Source organism: Oleomonas cavernae, assembly GCF_003590945.1.
Lineage (GTDB): Bacteria > Pseudomonadota > Alphaproteobacteria > Zavarziniales > Zavarziniaceae > Zavarzinia > Zavarzinia cavernae.
The window spans coordinates 64,512-82,224 of sequence record NZ_QYUK01000016.1 but is presented as its reverse complement, the minus strand read 5'-3'; the positions used below and the strand labels follow the sequence as shown (position 1 = coordinate 82,224).

The following is a 17,713-nucleotide window of genomic DNA, read 5'->3' as shown; positions in this document are numbered from 1 at the left end:
ATGTCCCATGCGCTTACCCCTGATCGCATTCCCGTCATCGTCGGCATCGGCGAGGTTACCGACCGGCCCAAGGACTGGACGCAAGGTCTGGAGCCGCTGGCCCTGATGGCCGCCGCCCTGGCCCAGGCCGAGGAGGATGCAGGCGCCGGCCTGATCGCCCGGCTCGACTCGATCGACATCGTCAACCAGGTCACCTGGCCCTATGCCGCGCCGGCGGCGCAGTTGTGCGAACGCCTCGGTATTGCCCCGGCCCGCGCGGTCTATGGCCCGGTCGGCGGCGAGAGCCCGATCCGCTATCTGCACGAGGCCGCCGGGCGGATCGCCCGGGGCGAAAGCACGGTCGCCGCGATCTGCGGGGCGGAATCGCAAAGCACCCTGGGCAAGGCACGCAAGGCCGGCATCGACCTGCCCTGGACGCCCAAGGCCGAGAAGCCGGCGCGCAGCGTCCGGGCGTCAGAGTTCGCCAACGAGATGGCGATCCGCCACGGCGTGTTCCGGCCGATCACGGTCTATCCCTTCTACGATGCGGCGACCGCGCATCACTGGGGCCAGACCCCGGACGAGGCGCTGGCGGAGTCGGGCGGCTTGTGGTCGCGCTATTCAAGCGTGGCGGCCACCAACCCCTATGCCTGGCTGGGCCGCGACTTCACGCCCGAGGCGATCACCACGCCCACCGCCGACAACCGCCTGATCGCCTGGCCCTATACCAAGCTGATGGTCGCCAATCCCACGGTGAACCAGGGCGCCGCCCTGATCATGACCAGCTTGGGCGCGGCCCGCGCGGCAGGTATCGCCGAGGACCGGCTGATCCATGTCTGGGGCGGGGCCGCGGCGAACGAGCCGCGCGACTACCTCGCGCGCGATCATTTTCACGGCTCCCACGCCCAGGACGTGGTGCTGGAGACGGCGCTGGGGCTGGCCAACGGCAGCGGCTTCGATGCATTGGAACTCTACAGTTGCTTCCCCTGTGTGCCGAAGATGGCGCGCCGGACCTTGAGGCTGGGCGCCGACGTAATGCCCACCGTTACCGGCGGCCTGACCTTCTTCGGCGCCCCCCTGAACGACTACATGACCCACGCCGCCTGCGCCATGGTCCGCCGCCTGCGCGAGGGCGAGGGCGTGGGCCTGCTCTATGGCCAGGGCGAATTCGTCACCAAGCACCATGCCCTGGTCCTTGGACGCCAACCCGCCGAAGCCGATCACCTGACCGGCCCCTACAGCGTGCAGGCGGCGGCGGATGCCAGGCGTGGCCCGGTGCCGGCGATCGTCGAGGCGGCGGCCGGCAAGGCAAGGATCGAAACCCACACGGTGATCTACGACCGGGACGGGGCACCCACCCACGGCGTTGTCATCCTGCGCACCGCCGACGGCAGCCGCACGCTCGCCCGTGTGCCGGCAGCGGATACGGTCGGCATCGCCCTACTCACCGCGCCCGAGCGCTATGCGATCGGCCTGACCGGCGAGGTGCGCCAAGCGGAAGACGGCCTGCTGGAGTGGAGACCGAATTGATATCCATGTGCCGCCACCATAGCCTGCGTCAAGTGTTGATATTTCAAATATATAAGAACATTGAAATTTTACTTGACAATTTTTTAAGTCGGGGCAAAGTAGGCGCTCTTACCTTGGAGCAGTTGCAATGCCAATCAAGATGCGAGTTTTCCCGACCCAAACATTTGCGAACCGTTTGGAGTCGGCCATGCTGGAGAAGAGGATAGGCGCATCTGAGCTTGCGCGAGCGGTAGGGGTTACGCCAACTGCGGTTTGGAATTGGCAACAGAATGATATTATTCCGAGGCCGCACACGCTTTCGGCGATTGCAGGCGTATTGAGCGTTACAGAGAGATACTTGCGCAGCGGGGAGGTTGAAGATGTTGAGGAAGCGGTCCCTGATATCCCAGCGTCCGCCGGATCGGAGACAGTTGCCGAGATGATGGATAATCTCAGAGTTAGGATCGCCCGTGCTACAGGATTTGAAGTTGATCGTATCAAATTGAATTTAGAATTTGTGTCCGATTGAAGTTTGGTTTTTTTGCTCCCGCCATGCTTGCCAATACCCCGGTGATTTGTCATCTAGGACGCTTGTCCCCATGACATCACCGGTAAAGGCATTCACCTCCCCATGGCCGCGCGCGACCAGCAGCCGCCTCGCGGCGACGATACCCGCGAGAAGATCAAGCTGGCAGCCCAGCGCCTGTTCGCCCAGCGCGGCCTGGACGATGTCACCGTGCGCGACATCATCGATGCCGCCGGGCAGAAGAACGGCGGTTCGCTGCACTACTACTTCGGCACCAAGGAAGCCCTGATCAAGGAACTGGTCGCCGACGGCGCCGGCCTGGTGAATGCCGAACGGACCCGCCGCCTGGAAGAGATCGAGGCCAGGGGCGGGCCGGCTTCCCTGCGCGAAATCCTGCGCCTGTTGGCCGATCCGCTGGCGGGCGGCATCGGCGACGGCTTCGAGCCGGATTACATCGCCTTCATCAACCGCCTGGCGGTCGAACACTACGACCTGCTGATGGAGGCGATGGAGGCGGGCCGGCGCGACAGCAGCTATCGCCGGGCGCTCGAATATATCCGCCGGTTCCTGCCCGACCTGCCGCGCCGGTTGTTCGACCAGCGCATCAAGCTGATGACGCTTTATGTCGTGGCGGCCCTCTCGTCGCGCCGGGGGCCCATGGCGACTGGGCCGAGTTGTGGAATGATCCGGCCGCCGCGGAAAACCTGCTCGACACGGTCGAGGGCCTGCTGGGCCAGCCGGCCTCGGCCGAAACCCAGCGCCTGGTGCGCAGCCGCAAGGCCGGCTGATCAACCGGCGGTGGCGCAGGGCTGGGCGCGCAGATGGCGCTCGGTCGAGGCCGGGTGGCGGGCCAGCATCGCGGCCGGCCGGATCGGGCGCGCCACCAGGTTGCCGGCGCAATTGGGGCAAGTGCCGTGGAAGACACCCTCGGCGCAATCCGCGCAGAAGGTGCATTCATAGGTGCAGATCCGGGCCGCCGCGCTGTCCGGCGGCAGGTCACGATCGCAGCATTCGCAATTGGGCTTGAGTTTCAGCATCTGGTGTCCTTTGCACGGGCATCCTGCGTCCTTCGAGACGGGTGCTGGCGCCCCCTCCTCAGGATGAGGAAAATCTTTATGGCCCAAAGACTTGCCTCGACTGTTCAAAATTGCCGCATTTTTTGGACGGCCAGAAGGTCAATGTTTCGACCTTTCCTGCCATCGAAGGCATAAATAACTTATAAATAATGTGTTTTATGGTTCTTGACGTTTTGCATCTTGTAGAACAACTCTTACACCAGACAGATAATGTTTATACGCCCGGCGCCGCCGGGAGGGGTGTGTTATGAGTGCTGCAAACGAGGTAACGCCGCTGGCCCCGGTCGAGGCGGCGACCAAGGCCAATGTCTTCTGGTTCCTGCCCACCCATGGCGACGGCCGGTACCTGGGCACGTCGCAGGGTGGGCGTGCCGTCGATCTCGAATACCTGAAGGCGATCGCCCAGGCGGCCGATCGGCTCGGCTATTACGGCGTGCTGATCCCCACCGGCAAGTCGTGCGAGGATTCCTGGCTGGTTGCCTCGGCCATGGTGTCGGTGACGCAGAAGCTGCGCTACCTGGTCGCCGTGCGCCCGGGCCTGCAGCCGCCGACCCTGGCCGCGCGCATGACCGCGACCCTGGACCGCCTCTCCGGCGGCCGTGCCCTGATCAATGTGGTGACCGGGGGCGACCCGGTGGAGAATGCCGGCGACGGGATTTTCCTGTCCCATGCCGAACGCTACGAGGTGACGCGCGAGTTCCTGGATGTCTACAAGCGCCTGCTGGCGGGCGAGACGGTGGACTTCAAGGGCAAGCATGTCCATGTCGAAGGCGCGCAACTGCTGTTCCCGCCGCACCAGGCCGGCGGCCCGCCGCTGTACTTCGGCGGTTCCTCGCCGCAAGCCAACCAGGTCGCGGCCGAGACGGTCGACAAATACCTGACCTGGGGCGAACCCCCGGCCCAGGTGGCCGAGAAGATCCGCAAGCAGAAGGCCCTGGCCGACGCCCTGGGCCGCAAGGTGACCTTCGGCATCCGCCTGCATGTGATCGTGCGCGAGACCAATGCGGAAGCCTGGGCCGCGGCCGACAGGCTGATCGAGCATGTCGACGACAACACCATCGCGGCGGCGCAGAAGATTTTCGCGCGCATGGATTCCGAAGGCCAGCGGCGCATGTCGGCATTGCACGGCGGGCGCCGCGACAAGCTCGAGGTCAGCCCCAACCTGTGGGCCGGCGTCGGCCTGGTGCGTGGCGGCGCCGGCACGGCCCTGGTGGGCGATCCCCAGACGGTCGCCCAGCGCATGCGCGAATACATGGATATCGGCATCGACAGCTTCATCCTGTCGGGCTACCCGCACCTGGAGGAAGTCTATCGCTTTGCCGAACTGGTGTTCCCGCTGCTGCCGCTGGCCCATGACGCGCCGGCGGCGCGCCCGGCCAGCGTGAACACCGGCCCCTTCGGCGAGACCATCGCCAACGATATCCGCCCCACCGTGCGCCAGGCGTCTTCGTCATGAGCGCCCGCCGGGTCGCCAGCCGATGTAACTGACGGCGCGGCTGAGCCGCGCCGTCCGAGCACAGCACCAGAAGACCTCCCACGCGGCCATCCGGCCGCGAACCCTTGATTATTGCTTGAGGCCAGCCATGACCACCTTCACGCCCACCCGTCGCCACGTCCTCGCCGGCCTTGCCGCCGGTGCCGCGGCCCTGCCCTTCATCCGCACCGGCCGCGCTGCCGCGCTGGACGAGATCCGTATCGATTTCGCCACCTACAACCCGGTCAGCCTGCTCTTGAAGGAGAAAGGCTGGCTCGAGGCGGAGTTCAAGGCCGAAGGCACCGGCATTCGCTGGGTGCAGTCGCTGGGCTCGAACAAGGCGCTGGAATTCCTCAATGCCGGCAGCCTGCATTTCGGCTCCTCCGCCGGGGCGGCCGCCTTGATCGCCCGGGTCAACGGCAACCCGGTCAAGTCGATCTATGTCTACTCCAAGCCGGAATGGACCGCCCTGGTCACCCGCAAGGATACGGGCATCGCCTCGCCCGCCGATCTCAGGGGCAAGCGCATCGCCGTAACCCGCGGCACCGATCCGCATATCTTCCTGATCCGGGCCCTGACCGAGGCCGGCCTGAAGGAGACGGACGTGCAACTCGTCCTGCTCCAGCATGGCGACGGCAAGGCGGCGCTGATCCGCGGCGACGTCGATGCCTGGGCCGGCCTCGACCCGCTGATGGCGGCGGCCGAGGTGGACGACGGCGCCAGCCTGTTCTTCCGCCGGCCCGACTGGAACACCTATGGTGTCCTCAACGCGCCCGAGAGCTTCGCGGCCGAACAGCCCGGCATCGTCTCGCGCGTCCTCGCGATCTACGAGAAGGCCCGCCTGCACGCGCTCGCCAATCCGGCGGAAGTGGCGGCGGCGCTGGTCGCGGTGGCGAAACTGCCCGAGCCGGTGATCGCCCGCCAGCTCACGCGCACGGACCTCGCCAACAGCCGTATCGGCGCCACCCAGAAGGAGACCATCCTGGCCGCCGGCCTGGCCCTCCAGGCGGCCGGTGTGATCAAGCCCGAAGTCGACGTGAAGGCCGTGGCCGACGCGCAGATCGACGAGCGCTTCAACCTCGCCGCCAAGTAAGGGCACGGCGGTGGCGAGCATCGATCTGGGGCGGCTGGAGCAGGCGGCGGGCGAGGGGGCGGCGCACGGCCGCCGTGCCCTCGGCTTCGGCCTCGGACTGGCGCTGCCGCTCCTGCTCGCCGGCGGATGGGAGGTGCTGGTCCAGGCGGGACTTGCCAATGGCCGCCTCGTGCCGCCGCCCAGCCGCATCGCCGCCACCCTGTGGGCCATGGCGGTGACGGGCGAGCTGTGGGCCCATGTCGGTGCCACCGTCTCGCGGGTCGCCAGCGGCTTCCTCCTGGGCGGGGTGGCCGGCATCGTGATCGGTGGCGCTGCCGGTTACTCCAGGCTGTTCCGGCAACTGGTCGACCCGTCGCTGCAAGGCCTGCGGGCGATCCCGTCGCTGGCCTGGGTGCCGCTGTTCATCCTGTGGCTGGGCATTTTCGAGGAATCGAAGATCGCCCTGATCGCCATCGGCGTGCTCTTCCCGGTCTATCTGGGCGTGTCCGGCGCGATCCTCTCGGTCGATCGCAAGATCGTCGAGGTCGGCCGGGTGTTCCGCGTCACCGGCCTCGAGATGGTGTGGCGGGTCCTGCTGCCGGCGATCCTGCCTTCGGTGATCCTGGCCCTGCGCACCGGCCTGGGGCTGGGCTGGATGTTCGTGGTGGCGGCCGAGATCATGGGCGCCTCCGAAGGCCTGGGCTACCTGCTGGTCGACGGCCAGCAACTGGGCAAGCCGGACCAGATCGTCGCCGCGATCATCGTCTTCGCCCTGCTGGGCAAGCTCGCCGATGCGATCCTGGTGGCGTTGACCGCCCGCTCCCTGGGCTGGCAGGACGCCCATGGGGGAGGGCGCTGACATGTTGACGATTACCGCCCTGGACAAAACCTATGCCAATGGCACGCAGGCCCTGCACGGCATCGGCTTGGGCGTCGCCGATGGCGAGATCGTCGCGGTTGTCGGCGGTTCGGGCTGCGGCAAGAGCACCCTGCTGCGTCTCATCGCCGGCCTGGACGCGCCCACGCACGGCTCGGTGCAGGTCGACGGTGTCGCCGTCGCCGGCCCCCACCCGGCCATCGGCGTGGTGTTCCAGGAACCGCGGCTGTTTCCCTGGTTGTCGGTGGGCGACAATGTCGGCTTTGGCATTCGACACCTGGCGCGCCCCGAGCGCACCAAATTGATCGAGGCGGAACTGGCGCGGGTCGGCCTTGCCGGCCTGGCCAGGCGCCTGCCACGGGAATTGTCGGGCGGCATGGCCCAGCGCGTGGCCCTGGCGCGGGCGCTGGTGGCCAGCCCGCGCGTGCTCCTCCTCGACGAGCCGTTCTCGGCGCTTGATGCCTTGACCCGGGCCACGCTTCAGGATCACCTTGCCCGCCTGTGGTCCGACGGCCGGCCGACCCTGGTGCTGGTCACCCATGATATCGAGGAGGCGCTGGTGCTGGCCGACCGGGTGATCGTCTTGCGGCCTCGTCCCGGCCGCATCGATGCGGTGATCGCGGTCGATCTGGCCCGCCCGCGCGACCGCGATGCCCCGGCCTTCGAGCGGGCGAAACGGCAGTTGCGCCATGCCCTGGATGCCTCGCTGGACGAAGGGGCGCCGGGTATTTCCCTGGCCGAGGCGGCGGAATGACCGTGATGCGGGTGGCCGTCATCGGCGGCGGGTTCAGCGGCACGGCCTTTGCCCTGCAACTGGCGCGCAGGGCCGACGGCCCGGTGGCGATCGACATCATCGAACCGCGGCCGCAGTTGGGCGGCGGCGTCGCCTATTCATCGAGCGATCCGGCCCACCGGATCAACGTGCCCGCGGCGCGCATGACCATCTTCGCCGATGACGAGGGCCATTTCGACCGTTGGATCCGCCGCGAAGGCGCGGTCGATGACGACCCTGCCGCGACCCTGCCCGATGACCGGATCTTCCCCCGCCGCGCCGTCTTCGGCCGTTACGTCCGCGGTGTACTGCAGGAGGCCCTGGCGCTTTCGCCGGCACGGCTTGCCCACATTGCCGAGCGGGCGCAGGCCATCCACCGCGAGGGGGCGGGTTACCGCGTTACCTTGAGCGGCGGCGGCGCGATCGAAGCCGACCTGGTGGTCCTGGCCACCAGCCATCCGCCGCCGGCCGCCCCGGCTGCGCTGGCGCCGCTGGCCGGCCTTGCCAAATTCATCGCCGACCCCTGGGCGCCCGAGGCCCTGGCCGCCGTGGGCCCCGACGACCGGGTGCTGATCGTCGGCACCGGCCTGACCATGGCCGATATCGTCGCCTCGCTGGAGCGGCGTGGCCATCGCGGATCCGTCGTCGCGGTGTCGCGCCGGGGCCTGTTGTCGCGGGGCCATCCGCCGGCCCCGGTCGAGGCCAAGGGCGACTTCGCCACCAGGCCGGCGGTCACCGCGCTGGAGCTGTTGCGCCGCATCCGCCGCGCGGTCGATGCCGCCGGGGCCGCGGGCTTGAGCTGGCACGGCGTGCTCGATGCCGTGCGCCGCGATGCCTATCCGATCTGGCGCGCCTTGCCCGTCGCCGAGCGGTCACGGCTGGTGCGCCACCTGCGCGCCTTCTGGGATGTCCATCGTTACCGCGTCGCACCGCAGGTCGAGGCGGCGATCGCCCGTGCCGCGGCGCAGGGGCGGTTCCAGGTGATCAAGGCCGATCTTGGTGCCGTCGTGGCGGGTGACGACGGCATCGTGGTCGACCTGCGTCCGCGCAAGGGGCAACGCCCGGCGCCGACGCGGCTTGTTTTCGATGCGGTGGTGGTCGCAACCGGGCCGGCGCACGGCAGCGTCATTGCCGGCAATCCCGCACTGGCCTCGCTGGCGGTGGCAGGCCTGGTGACGGCCGATGCCCATGGCCTGGGGTTGGCGGTCGACCTGCGCAGTCACGTCCTGGATGCCGACGGCAAGGCCCAGGAAACGCTGCTGGTGGCGGGGCCGCTGGCGCGCGGTACCTTCGGCGAACTCATGGGCCTGCCGCAGGTCGCCCTGCACGCCGAACAGGTGGCGGAAATCGTTGCCGAGTGGCTGCGCCGGCAAGCCCCCGCCGCGCAAGCCAGGCAACGCGCGCTGGTCTGATCCAAGCGGTGCCGGTTTCGGGCCTGTCACGTAATCAATATCGTCATCCCGGCGCAGGCCGGGATCCATTCTGGGGCAGCACGAGATGTCGCAATGGATTCCGGCCTTCGCCGGAATGACGGGGGGAGAACTCAGGCAATATCAGGCCAGGATGCGGTCGACGGCCAATCGGAAGGCGGCGAGGGCGGGCTCGCGCTCGATCTGCGGGTTGCGGATCACGCGCATGAACAGGCCCTCGTACAGGGTGAAGAGGATCTCGACCCGGGCGCGGGTCTCCTGCGGGCTCCACTGGCGGTCGGCCAGATCGGTAACAAAGAGCTCGAAGACACCGTCGCTGCTGATGCGATCGGCGCAGCGGACCATTTCGGCGATCTTGGGGTTGCGCGACGCTTCGGCGTGAATTTCCAGCGCCAGGGCGGCGTTTTCCGGGTTGCGGACATCTTCCCAGGCCTCTTCCGCGTGGGCGACCAGCGCCTCGGCCACGGTGAGGTTGTCCTCGCGCAGGCGCTTCATGATTTCCCGGAAGTGCTCGACGTCTTCTTCGATGAAGGCGGCGATGATCGCCTCCTTGTTGGCGAAGTAGTGATAGATGTGGCCGACGCTCATCTTCGCCTCGCGCGCCAGCTCCTGCATGCTGGTGGCGTGGAAGCCGTGACGCCGGTAGCAACGGGCTGCGGCGTCCAGAATCTGCCGTTTTCTGGCCTCGGCCCGGCAGGCATCGGCCTGGCCGGCATCTACACTCACCATTCCTGCTCTCCTCTATTGCATAGCAGCATTGCCGCCATGCCCCCCCAACTCGACCTTGACTAATAGGTAGAATGAACGTTCATTCTACGCAATAGCGCGACTGTCCCGATATCGGCAGGCAGCCATGCGCAGGGTAGCCGACCCCACTCGGCGCGTTCTGTCTTCGAGGTATCCCATGCTGGTCCGAAAGCACGCCCCCCTTCTTTCGGTGATGCTGCTCGCTTCTGTTCTTGGCCTTGCCGGCTGCGACCAGGATCAGGCAATCGGCGCGACCGCCCCCAAGGGCCGGCCCAGGTCGGCGTCGTCACCGTCCAGGCCCAGCCGGTGGTGATCACGCGCGAACTGTCCGGCCGCACCGCTGCCTTCCAGGTCGCAGAAATTCGACCTCAAGTTGACGGGATTATCAAGCAGCGCCTGTTCGAGGAGGGCGCGGAAGTCGCCGCCGGGGCGCCGCTCTACCAGATCGATCCGGCAACCTACCAGGCAGCACTCGACAGCGCCCAGGCCTCGCTCGACCGGGCCCAGGCCACCGCCGACATCGCCCGCCTGAAGGCCCAGCGCTACAAGGAACTGGTCAAGGTCAATGCCGTCAGCCGGCAGGACTATGACGATGCCGCGGCGACCCTGAAGCAGGCCGAAGCCGACGTGGCCTCGGCCAAGGCGGCTGTCGCCTCGGCGCGGATCAACCTCGCCTATGCCCGGGTCGACGCGCCGATTGCCGGCCGCATCGGCCGCTCGACGGTGACCCAGGGCGCGCTCGTCACCGCCAACCAGGCGACGGCGCTGGCAACGATCCAGCAGCTCGACCCGATCTATGTCGACGTCACCCAGTCCAGTGCCGACCTGCTGCGCCTGAAGAACGAGATGGCCAACGGCAAGCTGACCGGGGTCGACCCGGAAAAGGCCAAGGTGACCCTGATCCTCGAAGACGGCTCGACCTACGCCCAGGGCGGCACGCTCAAATTCTCGGAAGTGACGGTGAACGAGCGTACCGGGGCGGTGACCCTGCGCGCGCAGTTCCCCAATCCCGACCAGAAGCTGCTGCCCGGCATGTTCGTGCGGGCGGTGATCCAGGCGGGCGTCGACGAGGCCGGCATCCTGGTGCCCCAGCAGGGCGTCACCCGCGATCCCACGGGCAATGCCACGGCCATGGTCGTCGCCAGCGACGACACGGTCGCCGTGCGCAAGCTCGAAGCCTCGCGCGCCATCGGCGACAAGTGGCTGGTCACCGCCGGTCTCGAACCCGGCGACCGGGTGATCGTGGACGGCCTCCAGCATGCCCAGCCGGGCGCCAAGGTGACGCCGGTCCCGGTCAAGTTATCGACCGCCGCGGCGGACACGGCCCAGCCGACCGCTCGATAAGGTTCACAAAATTATGGCTAATTTCTTCATCGACCGCCCGATCTTTGCCTGGGTGGTGGCGATCGTCATCATGATGGCCGGCGCGCTGGCCGTCTTCACCCTGCCGATCTCGCAATACCCCGCGATCGCGCCCACCGCGATCTCGATCAATGCCGTCTATCCCGGCGCCTCGGCCAAGGCGCTGGAGGATTCGGTCACCCAGGTGATCGAGCAGAAGATGAAGGGCATCGACCATCTGCGTTACATGTCGTCGAGCAGTTCCTCGTCGGGCACGGCGTCGATCACCCTGACCTTCGAGGCCGGCACCGATCCCGACATCGCCCAGGTCCAGGTCCAGAACAAGCTGGCCCTGGCCACCCCCCTGCTGCCCCAGCAGGTGCAGCAGCAGGGCGTCACCGTGGCGAAATCCACGGTCAACTTCCTGATGGTCATCGGCCTCTATTCCGAAGACGGCAGCCTGACCCAGACCGACCTGGCCGACTATATCGCCTCCAGCCTGCAAGACCCCCTGAGCCGCGTCGACGGGGTGGGCGACATCCAGTTGTTCGGCAGCCAGTATTCCATGCGCATCTGGCTGGACCCGGCCAAGCTCAACAACTTCAAGCTGACCGGCGCCGATGTCATCGCCGCGATCCAGGCCCAGAACATCCAGGTTTCGGCCGGCCAGTTGGGCGGCACGCCCGCGGCCCCCGGCCAGCAGTTGAACGCGACCATCGTCGCCCAGACCCTGCTGCAGACGCCCGAGCAGTTCGGCACGATCCTGCTGCGCACCGACCAGGACGGCTCGGCCATCCACCTGCGCGATGTGGCGCGGGTCGAAATCGGCGCCGAGGGTTACGACACGGTCGCCCGCTACAACGGCAAGCCGGCCGCGGGCCTGGCGATCAAGCTGGCCTCGGGCGCCAATGCGCTGGCCACCGCGGAAGCGGTGAAGGCCAAGGTTGCGGAGCTGCAGCCCTTCTTCCCCCAGGGCATGAAGGCGGTCTACCCCTATGACACGACGCCCTTCGTCCAGGTCTCGATCGAGGAAGTGGTCAAGACCCTGGTCGAGGCGATCATCCTCGTCTTCGTCGTCATGTTCGTGTTCCTGCAGAACTTCCGCGCCACCCTGATCCCCACCATCGCGGTGCCGGTCGTCCTGCTGGGGACCTTCGCGGTCCTGCTCGCCTTTGGTTACTCGATCAACACGCTCACCATGTTCGGCATGGTGCTGGCGATCGGCCTGCTGGTCGACGACGCCATCGTCGTGGTCGAAAACGTCGAGCGCGTGATGGCCGAGGAGGGGCTTTCCCCGCGGGAGGCCACGCGCAAATCCATGGGCCAGATCACCGGCGCCCTGGTCGGCATCGCCCTGGTGCTGTCGGCGGTGTTCGTGCCCATGGCCTTCTTCTCAGGCTCGGCCGGCGTGATCTATCGCCAGTTCTCGATCACCATCGTCTCGGCCATGGCGCTGTCGGTGCTGGTCGCCCTGGTCCTCACCCCCGCCTTGTGCGCCACCATGCTGAAGCCCGGGCACCATGGGCCGCGGCGCGGCTTCTTCGGCGCCTTCAACCGCGGCTTCGAATGGAGCAGCCGCAAGTACCAGGGCGTGGTCAGCGGCGTCATCCGGCGCGTGCCCCGGCTGCTGGTGGTCTATCTGGCGCTGATCGTGGGCCTGGGCTTCCTGTTCGTGCGCATGCCCACCTCGTTCCTGCCCGAGGAAGACCAGGCGATCATGTTCACCCAGATCACCCTGCCCGTCGGCGCCACCCAGGAGCGCACGATGGAGGTGGTGAAGCAGGTCGAAAACCACTTCCTCGACGGCGAGAAGCAGGCGGTCAAGTCGATCTTCACCGTCGCCGGCTTCAGCTTCGCCGGCAACGGCCAGAACACCGGCATCGGCTTCGTCAGCTTCAAGGACTGGAGCGAGCGCACCACGCAGGAACTTAGCGTGCAGGCGGTGGCCGGCCGGGCCATGGGCGCCTTCTCGCAGATCCGCGATGCCATGGTCTTTGCCTTCGCCCCGCCGGCGGTGATCGAGCTTGGCAATGCCGGCGGCTTCGATCTGCAGCTCCAGGACCTGGGCGGGCTGGGCCATGACAAGTTCCTGGCGGCGCGCAACCAGTTGCTGGGCATGGCGTCGCAGGACCCCAGCCTGGTCGGGGTGCGTCCCAACGGCCAGGAGGACGAGCCGCAGTACCGCATCGAGATCGACCAGGTGAAGGCGGGGGCCCTGGGCCTGTCGATCGCCGACATCAACTCGGTCCTGTCGAGCGCCTGGGGCGGCACCTATGTGAACGACTTCCTGGACCGGGGCCGCATCAAGAAGGTCTACCTCCAGGCCGATGCGCCCTACCGCATGCTGCCCGACGATCTGGACCGCTGGTTCGTGCGCAATGCCGATGGCGAGATGGTGCCGTTCTCGGCCTTCGCCAAGGCCGAGTGGACTTATGGTTCCCCGAAACTGGAGCGCTACAACGGCATGCCGTCGTTCGAGATCCAGGGCTCGGCCGCGCCGGGGCTCAGCTCGGGCGATGCCATGGCGGCGATGGAGGAGATGATCAAGAAGCTGCCGGCCGGGGTCGGCTATGAATGGACCGGCCTGTCGGACGAGGAGCGCGCCTCGGGCGATCAGGCACCCGCCCTCTATGCGATCTCGATCCTGGTCGTGTTCCTGTGCCTTGCCGCGCTTTATGAAAGCTGGTCGATCCCGTTCTCGGTCATCCTGGTGGTGCCGCTGGGTGTGATCGGGGCGGTGGCGGCGGCCAGCGGTCGCGGCCTGTCGAACGACATCTTCTTCCAGGTCGGCCTGCTGACCACGGTGGGCCTGTCGGCGAAGAACGCGATCCTGATCGTCGAATTCGCCAAGGAACTCCAGGAACAGGGCAGGAGCCTGATCGACGCGACCCTGGAGGCCGTGCGCCTGCGCCTGCGGCCGATCCTGATGACCTCGCTGGCCTTCATGCTGGGCGTGCTGCCGCTGGCCCTCAGCAACGGCGCCGGGTCGGGCGGCCAGAACGCCATCGGTACCGGCGTGCTGGGCGGCATGATCTCGGCCACCATCTTGGGCCTGGTCTTCGTGCCGGTGTTCTTCGTCATGATCCGCGGCTGGTTTGCGGACAGGAAGAAAGCGCCCGAGGCCTTGCCTGCTGTGACGACGGAGGCCCGGTGATGGCGCGTCTGGTTCCCCTGCTGATCCTCACCACCGGCATCCTGGCGGGCTGCGGCACGCTGGCCCCCGATTACAAGCGTCCGGCGGCGCCCGTGTCCGATACCTGGCCGACGGGCCCTGCCTACAAGCCTGCGACCGCGGCCTCGGGCACGGTCGCGGACATCGCCTGGCAGCGGTTCTTCGCCGACGCCAGCCTGCAGAAGCTGATCAGCCTGTCGCTGGCCAACAACCGCGATCTCAAGGTGGCGGCGCTCGACGTGATGAAGGCGCAGGCCCAGTACCGGGTGACGCGGGCCGATCTGTTCCCGACCCTGAACGGCACGGCGGACGTTACCCGTCAGCGCGTGCCGGGCGACCTGACCGGGACCGGCAATGCCGCGACCACGTCGCAATACAATGTCCAGCTCGGCGTCAGTTCCTTCGAGCTCGATTTCTTCGGCCGGGTGCAAAGCCTGGAAGACCAGGCGCTGGAACAGTACCTGGCGACCGAGGAAGCCCGGCGCAGCGCCCAGATCAGCCTGGTCGCCGAAGTGGCCAATGCCTACCTCACCCTGGCCGCGGACAGCGAGCTGCTGGCGCTGGCCCAGGACACGGTGAGGAGCCAGAGCGACAGCTTCAACCTGACCCAGCAGAGTTTCCGGCTGGGCGCGGCGTCCGACCTCGACGTCAACCAGGCGCGGATCAGCGTCGAGACGGCGCGGGCCGATGTGGCGCGCTACACCGCCCTGGTGGCCCAGGACCGCAATGCCCTGGCCCTGGTGGTCGGCGGGCCGATCCCGGCGGATCTGCTCAGCCCCCGCAAGCTGGAGACCATTGCCCTGCTGGCCGACCTGCCGGCCGGCATGTCGTCGTCGGTGCTGGTCGACCGGCCCGACATCCTGCAGGCCGAACACACGCTCAAGGCGGCGAACGCCAATATCGGCGCGGCGCGCGCGGCCTTCTTCCCCTCGATCACCCTGACCGCCAATGCCGGCACCGCCAGCGCGGCCCTGTCGAACCTGTTCGCCGGCGGTTCGGGGGCCTGGCTGTTCCTGCCGCAGATCAACCTGCCGATCTTCGACGGCGGCCGTAACCAGGCCAATCTCGACGTCGCCAAGGTCGACACCGACATCAATGTCGCGACCTACGAGAAGGCGATCCAGACCGCCTTCCGCGAGGTGGCCGATGCCCTGGCGGTGCGCGGCACGATCGACGACCAGATCGCGGCCCAGCAGGCCCTGACCAGTGCCGCCGGCAACAGCTACCGCCTGTCCGACGCCCGCTTCCGCCAGGGGGCGGACAGCTACCTGAACGTGCTCGACTCCCAGCGCTCGTTCTATTCGGCCCAGCAGGGCCTGATCACCGCCAACCTGTCGCGCATGACCAACCTGGTCACGCTCTACAAGGTGCTGGGCGGCGGCCTGGTCGACGCCACCGCGGCGGCAACCGCGGCCCCGGGGCCGAGCTGAAGCACGATCCCCAACCGCAACATAAAATCGCCCTTTGCAAAATGCCGGGTTCTTGACGACAATCCCGGCCGGGCGGATCGGCCGCTTGGTCGGCGACGGAACCCGGCAGCAGTGGGGAAACAGCAATGAAGAAGTGGTCGAAGCCGCAGGTTCACGAGATCCGCGTGGGCATGGAAATCAACTGCTACGCCTGCGCCGAACGTTGATCTGCCGGGCCGATTGATCTTTCGGCCCTGTTCGCACGCACATGCATATTCTTCTGCTCGGGACGGCCGCCGGCGGCGGCTTTCCGCAATGGAACTGTCGCGCGCCCACCTCGATGAAGGCCTGGGCCGGCGCGCCGGAAGCGCCGGCGCGCACCCAGGCTTCGATCGGCCTGAGCCTCGACGGCAAGCGCTGGACCCTGGTCAACGCCTCGCCCGACCTGCGCGCCCAGATCCTGGCCAATCCGCGGCTGTGGCCGGCCGATGGCCTGCGCCATTCGCCGATCACCGATGTGGTGCTGACCGGGGGCGAGGTCGATGCCGTCACCGGCCTGCTGAGCCTGCGCGAAGGCCATCGTTTCACCCTGCACGGCACGCCGCAAACCCTGGCGACATTGGATGCCAACCCGATTTTCGGCGCCCTGCCGCCGGAACGGGTGCCGCGGCGGGCCATGGCGCTCGACCAGGCCTTTGATATCGAAGGCTTGCGGATCGAGGCCTTCGCCGTGGCCGGCAAGGTGCCACTGTACCTTGAAGGCAGCGGCGACCTGGCGGGCGGGCGGGGCACCACCATCGGCCTGGACGTGACCGACGGCCGCCGCCGCATGGTCTTCGTGCCGGGCTGCGCCGCCATCGACGAGGTGCTGCGCCACCGGGTGGAGGGCGCCGACCTGCTGCTGTTCGACGGCACCTTGTGGCGCGACGACGAACTGATCGCCCTGGGCATCTCGACCAAGACCGGCCAGCGCATGGGCCATGTCAGCATGGCAGGCCCCAACGGCACCATGGCCCGTTTCGCCGATCTGGCGATCGGCCGGCGTATTTTCATCCACATCAACACGACCAACCCGACTCTGATCGTCGGCACGCCCGAGCGCCGCATGGCCAACGAGGCCGGCTGGCACATCCCGGTCGACGGCGAGGAACTGGTCCTGTAACCTGATGGTTCCAGGGGGCGGTTCTAAGGCCCGGGGCTGACCATCTGCCGGCGCTCGAACAGGATGTGGCCCAGCACCGCCGCCAGCACCACGATACCGCCCAGCACGGTGTTGCTGCCTGGCGTCTCGCTGAAGGCAAGCCAGACCCAGACCGGGGCCAAGGGCGCGTCGAGGGCACCGATCAGGGCGGTATTGGCGGCCGGAATCAGCCGCGCGCCAATGGTGAACAGGATCAGGCCCAGGCCCATGTTGGTGATGCCGAACAGGGCGAGGTTGAACAGGTCGACGGCGGTCACCCCTAGCGGGGTGGCGAAGGGCAGGCTGATCACCGCGGTCACCAGGGCCGAGAGGCAGGCGGCCGGGACCATGTCGACGGCCCCGCTCGAGCGCTGCATCACGATCATCACCGCCATCAGCATGGTGAGCAGCAAGGCCAGCAGGTCGCCCGGCAGGCTGCCTTCGTCGAGGCCGCCGCCGACCGCGAAGCCAACCCCCAGCACCGCGGCGATGCTGGCGATCATGGTGGCGCGCGAGACGCGCTCGCGCAGGACCGCCCAGGCCAGGCCCGCGGCCATGAACGGCACCGTCGCATAGATGATCGAGACGTGGGCGACGGTGGTCAGCTTCAGCGCGGCCAGGAAGCTGATCATGCCGGCCGACGAAAGCAGGCAGAAGGCAATGCCGCGGCCGCGGATGCCGGCGAAGGCGCGCCAGGTGTTGCCCCGTTCCTGCCAGAGGACGAAGGCAAGGCCGCCGGCGGCGCCGAAAACCCCGCGCCAGAACAGCAGGGTCCAGGCATCGAGCGGGATCAGCCGCGCAAAATAGCCTGCCGTGCTCCAGGCCAGGGTCGACAGGATGACCAGCACCAGGCCCAGGCGATACTGGGTCGCGGCGGCACCGTCGCGGGCGGCAAGCGTTGGGCTGGGGGTCACGGTCATCATCATATCCTTGGGGCCGGCGAAGCCTAGCCGGGCCCTGCTGCCAGCCTGCCGTCAGGAGGTGGTGGCGCGCGCCATCCGACGGACCTGATCTATCAAGCGGCGGGTCGTGGGCGAAAGGCCTCTTTCGCGATAGGCGATATGCAACGGCGCCGACAGCGTGCCCGCGCCGGTCAGGCGCAGATAGGCGATGCCCCGCGTATCCAGGCTTGGCAAATCCATATATTGG

General features: G+C 67.6%; 16 protein-coding genes and 1 pseudogene. 13 read left to right on the top strand and 4 right to left on the bottom strand.

Annotated elements, in window-relative coordinates; all coding sequences use genetic code 11:
- From D3874_RS25650 to D3874_RS30885, 3 genes and pseudogenes are all read left to right on the top strand, one after another.
- Window positions 1-1,509, top strand: coding sequence for an acetyl-CoA acetyltransferase (locus D3874_RS25650; protein WP_119782573.1), 1,509 nt, complete (start codon window positions 1-3; stop codon window positions 1,507-1,509).
- 187 nt (window positions 1,510-1,696) lie between these two features.
- Window positions 1,697-2,017 carry a helix-turn-helix domain-containing protein gene (locus D3874_RS28220; RefSeq protein ID WP_158596224.1) on the top strand — a complete coding sequence of 107 codons (321 nt, stop codon included), beginning with the start codon at window positions 1,697-1,699 and terminating at the stop codon, window positions 2,015-2,017.
- A gap of 102 nt (window positions 2,018-2,119) precedes the next feature.
- Window positions 2,120-2,302 (top strand): annotated as a pseudogene (locus tag D3874_RS30885) (TetR/AcrR family transcriptional regulator); the annotation flags it as partial.
- A gap of 500 nt (window positions 2,303-2,802) precedes the next feature.
- Here the strand turns inward: D3874_RS30885 and D3874_RS25640 are convergent.
- Window positions 2,803-3,051, bottom strand: a complete 249-nt coding sequence (locus D3874_RS25640; protein WP_119782571.1) for a DUF1272 domain-containing protein — start codon at window positions 3,049-3,051, stop codon at window positions 2,803-2,805.
- Window positions 3,052-3,337: 286 nt separating this feature from the next.
- On the opposite strand from D3874_RS25640, the gene ssuD reads away from it, so the two are divergent.
- From ssuD to D3874_RS25615, 5 genes are all read left to right on the top strand, one after another.
- Window positions 3,338-4,546 carry an FMNH2-dependent alkanesulfonate monooxygenase gene (gene ssuD, locus D3874_RS25635; protein ID WP_119782570.1) on the top strand — a complete coding sequence of 403 codons (1,209 nt, stop codon included), beginning with the start codon at window positions 3,338-3,340 and terminating at the stop codon, window positions 4,544-4,546.
- Between the two features lie 127 nt (window positions 4,547-4,673).
- On the top strand, window positions 4,674-5,657 hold the full coding sequence (locus tag D3874_RS25630) for an aliphatic sulfonate ABC transporter substrate-binding protein (protein WP_119782569.1): 984 nt from the start codon (window positions 4,674-4,676) through the stop codon (window positions 5,655-5,657).
- Between the two features lie 10 nt (window positions 5,658-5,667).
- Window positions 5,668-6,495, top strand: coding sequence for an ABC transporter permease (locus D3874_RS25625; RefSeq protein WP_119782568.1), 828 nt, complete (start codon window positions 5,668-5,670; stop codon window positions 6,493-6,495).
- A gap of 1 nt (window position 6,496) precedes the next feature.
- Complete coding sequence (locus tag D3874_RS25620) at window positions 6,497-7,267, top strand: ABC transporter ATP-binding protein (RefSeq protein WP_119782567.1); 771 nt, start codon at window positions 6,497-6,499, stop codon at window positions 7,265-7,267.
- Window positions 7,264-8,697: an FAD/NAD(P)-binding protein gene (locus tag D3874_RS25615; RefSeq protein WP_199699355.1), complete on the top strand. Its 1,434-nt coding sequence runs from the start codon at window positions 7,264-7,266 to the stop codon at window positions 8,695-8,697. Before D3874_RS25620 ends, D3874_RS25615 begins: the two co-directional genes overlap by 4 nt.
- Window positions 8,698-8,838: 141 nt before the next feature.
- Here the strand turns inward: D3874_RS25615 and D3874_RS25610 are convergent, their stop codons facing one another.
- Window positions 8,839-9,444 carry a TetR/AcrR family transcriptional regulator gene (locus tag D3874_RS25610; protein ID WP_119782566.1) on the bottom strand — a complete coding sequence of 202 codons (606 nt, stop codon included), beginning with the start codon at window positions 9,442-9,444 and terminating at the stop codon, window positions 8,839-8,841.
- Window positions 9,445-9,768: 324 nt separating this feature from the next.
- Here D3874_RS25610 and D3874_RS25605 point away from each other — a divergent pair, with 324 nt between their 5' ends.
- The 5 genes from D3874_RS25605 to pqqB all read left to right on the top strand — a co-directional run bounded on the left by D3874_RS25605 (window position 9,769) and on the right by pqqB (window position 16,546).
- A complete protein-coding gene (locus D3874_RS25605) occupies window positions 9,769-10,806 on the top strand; it encodes an efflux RND transporter periplasmic adaptor subunit (protein ID WP_233560367.1) in 1,038 nt (345 codons plus the stop codon).
- 13 nt (window positions 10,807-10,819) lie between these two features.
- A complete protein-coding gene (locus tag D3874_RS25600) occupies window positions 10,820-13,957 on the top strand; it encodes an efflux RND transporter permease subunit (RefSeq protein WP_119782565.1) in 3,138 nt (1,045 codons plus the stop codon).
- Window positions 13,957-15,405, top strand: coding sequence for an AdeC/AdeK/OprM family multidrug efflux complex outer membrane factor (gene adeC, locus D3874_RS25595; RefSeq protein ID WP_119782564.1), 1,449 nt, complete (start codon window positions 13,957-13,959; stop codon window positions 15,403-15,405). Before D3874_RS25600 ends, adeC begins: the two co-directional genes overlap by 1 nt.
- Before the next feature lie 125 nt (window positions 15,406-15,530).
- A complete protein-coding gene (pqqA, locus tag D3874_RS32285; protein WP_119782563.1) occupies window positions 15,531-15,611 on the top strand; it encodes a pyrroloquinoline quinone precursor peptide PqqA in 81 nt (26 codons plus the stop codon).
- A 41-nt stretch (window positions 15,612-15,652) separates the two neighbouring features.
- Complete coding sequence (gene pqqB / locus D3874_RS25585; protein WP_119782562.1) at window positions 15,653-16,546, top strand: pyrroloquinoline quinone biosynthesis protein PqqB; 894 nt, start codon at window positions 15,653-15,655, stop codon at window positions 16,544-16,546.
- A 23-nt stretch (window positions 16,547-16,569) separates the two neighbouring features.
- Here pqqB and D3874_RS25580 read toward each other — a convergent pair whose 3' ends face one another.
- The gene (locus D3874_RS25580) at window positions 16,570-17,484 is read right to left on the bottom strand and encodes a DMT family transporter (RefSeq protein WP_158596223.1); all 915 of its coding nucleotides are present in this window, start codon (window positions 17,482-17,484) and stop codon (window positions 16,570-16,572) included.
- Between the two features lie 54 nt (window positions 17,485-17,538).
- Window positions 17,539-17,706 (bottom strand): type 2 periplasmic-binding domain-containing protein, encoded by a 168-nt coding sequence (locus D3874_RS28845; protein ID WP_158596222.1) that lies wholly within the window; start codon window positions 17,704-17,706, stop codon window positions 17,539-17,541.
- Window positions 17,707-17,713 lie beyond the last annotated feature (7 nt).

What these genes read in the sequence shown, in the direction of transcription:
- D3874_RS28220 (WP_158596224.1), top strand. Translation starts at nt 1,697, where the DNA reads ATGCTGGAGAAGAGGATAGGCGCATCTGAGCTTGCGCGAGCGGTAGGG.
- D3874_RS25640 (WP_119782571.1), bottom strand. Translation starts at nt 3,051, where the DNA reads ATGCTGAAACTCAAGCCCAATTGCGAATGCTGCGATCGTGACCTGCCG.
- D3874_RS25600 (WP_119782565.1), top strand. Translation starts at nt 10,820, where the DNA reads ATGGCTAATTTCTTCATCGACCGCCCGATCTTTGCCTGGGTGGTGGCG.
- D3874_RS25610 (WP_119782566.1), bottom strand. Translation starts at nt 9,444, where the DNA reads ATGGTGAGTGTAGATGCCGGCCAGGCCGATGCCTGCCGGGCCGAGGCC.
- ssuD (WP_119782570.1), top strand. Translation starts at nt 3,338, where the DNA reads ATGAGTGCTGCAAACGAGGTAACGCCGCTGGCCCCGGTCGAGGCGGCG.
- pqqB (WP_119782562.1), top strand. Translation starts at nt 15,653, where the DNA reads ATGCATATTCTTCTGCTCGGGACGGCCGCCGGCGGCGGCTTTCCGCAA.
- D3874_RS25620 (WP_119782567.1), top strand. Translation starts at nt 6,497, where the DNA reads ATGTTGACGATTACCGCCCTGGACAAAACCTATGCCAATGGCACGCAG.
- adeC (WP_119782564.1), top strand. Translation starts at nt 13,957, where the DNA reads ATGGCGCGTCTGGTTCCCCTGCTGATCCTCACCACCGGCATCCTGGCG.
- D3874_RS25650 (WP_119782573.1), top strand. Translation starts at nt 1, where the DNA reads ATGTCCCATGCGCTTACCCCTGATCGCATTCCCGTCATCGTCGGCATC.
- D3874_RS25630 (WP_119782569.1), top strand. Translation starts at nt 4,674, where the DNA reads ATGACCACCTTCACGCCCACCCGTCGCCACGTCCTCGCCGGCCTTGCC.
- pqqA (WP_119782563.1), top strand. Translation starts at nt 15,531, where the DNA reads ATGAAGAAGTGGTCGAAGCCGCAGGTTCACGAGATCCGCGTGGGCATG.
- D3874_RS25615 (WP_199699355.1), top strand. Translation starts at nt 7,264, where the DNA reads ATGACCGTGATGCGGGTGGCCGTCATCGGCGGCGGGTTCAGCGGCACG.
- D3874_RS25580 (WP_158596223.1), bottom strand. Translation starts at nt 17,484, where the DNA reads ATGACCGTGACCCCCAGCCCAACGCTTGCCGCCCGCGACGGTGCCGCC.
- D3874_RS28845 (WP_158596222.1), bottom strand. Translation starts at nt 17,706, where the DNA reads ATGGATTTGCCAAGCCTGGATACGCGGGGCATCGCCTATCTGCGCCTG.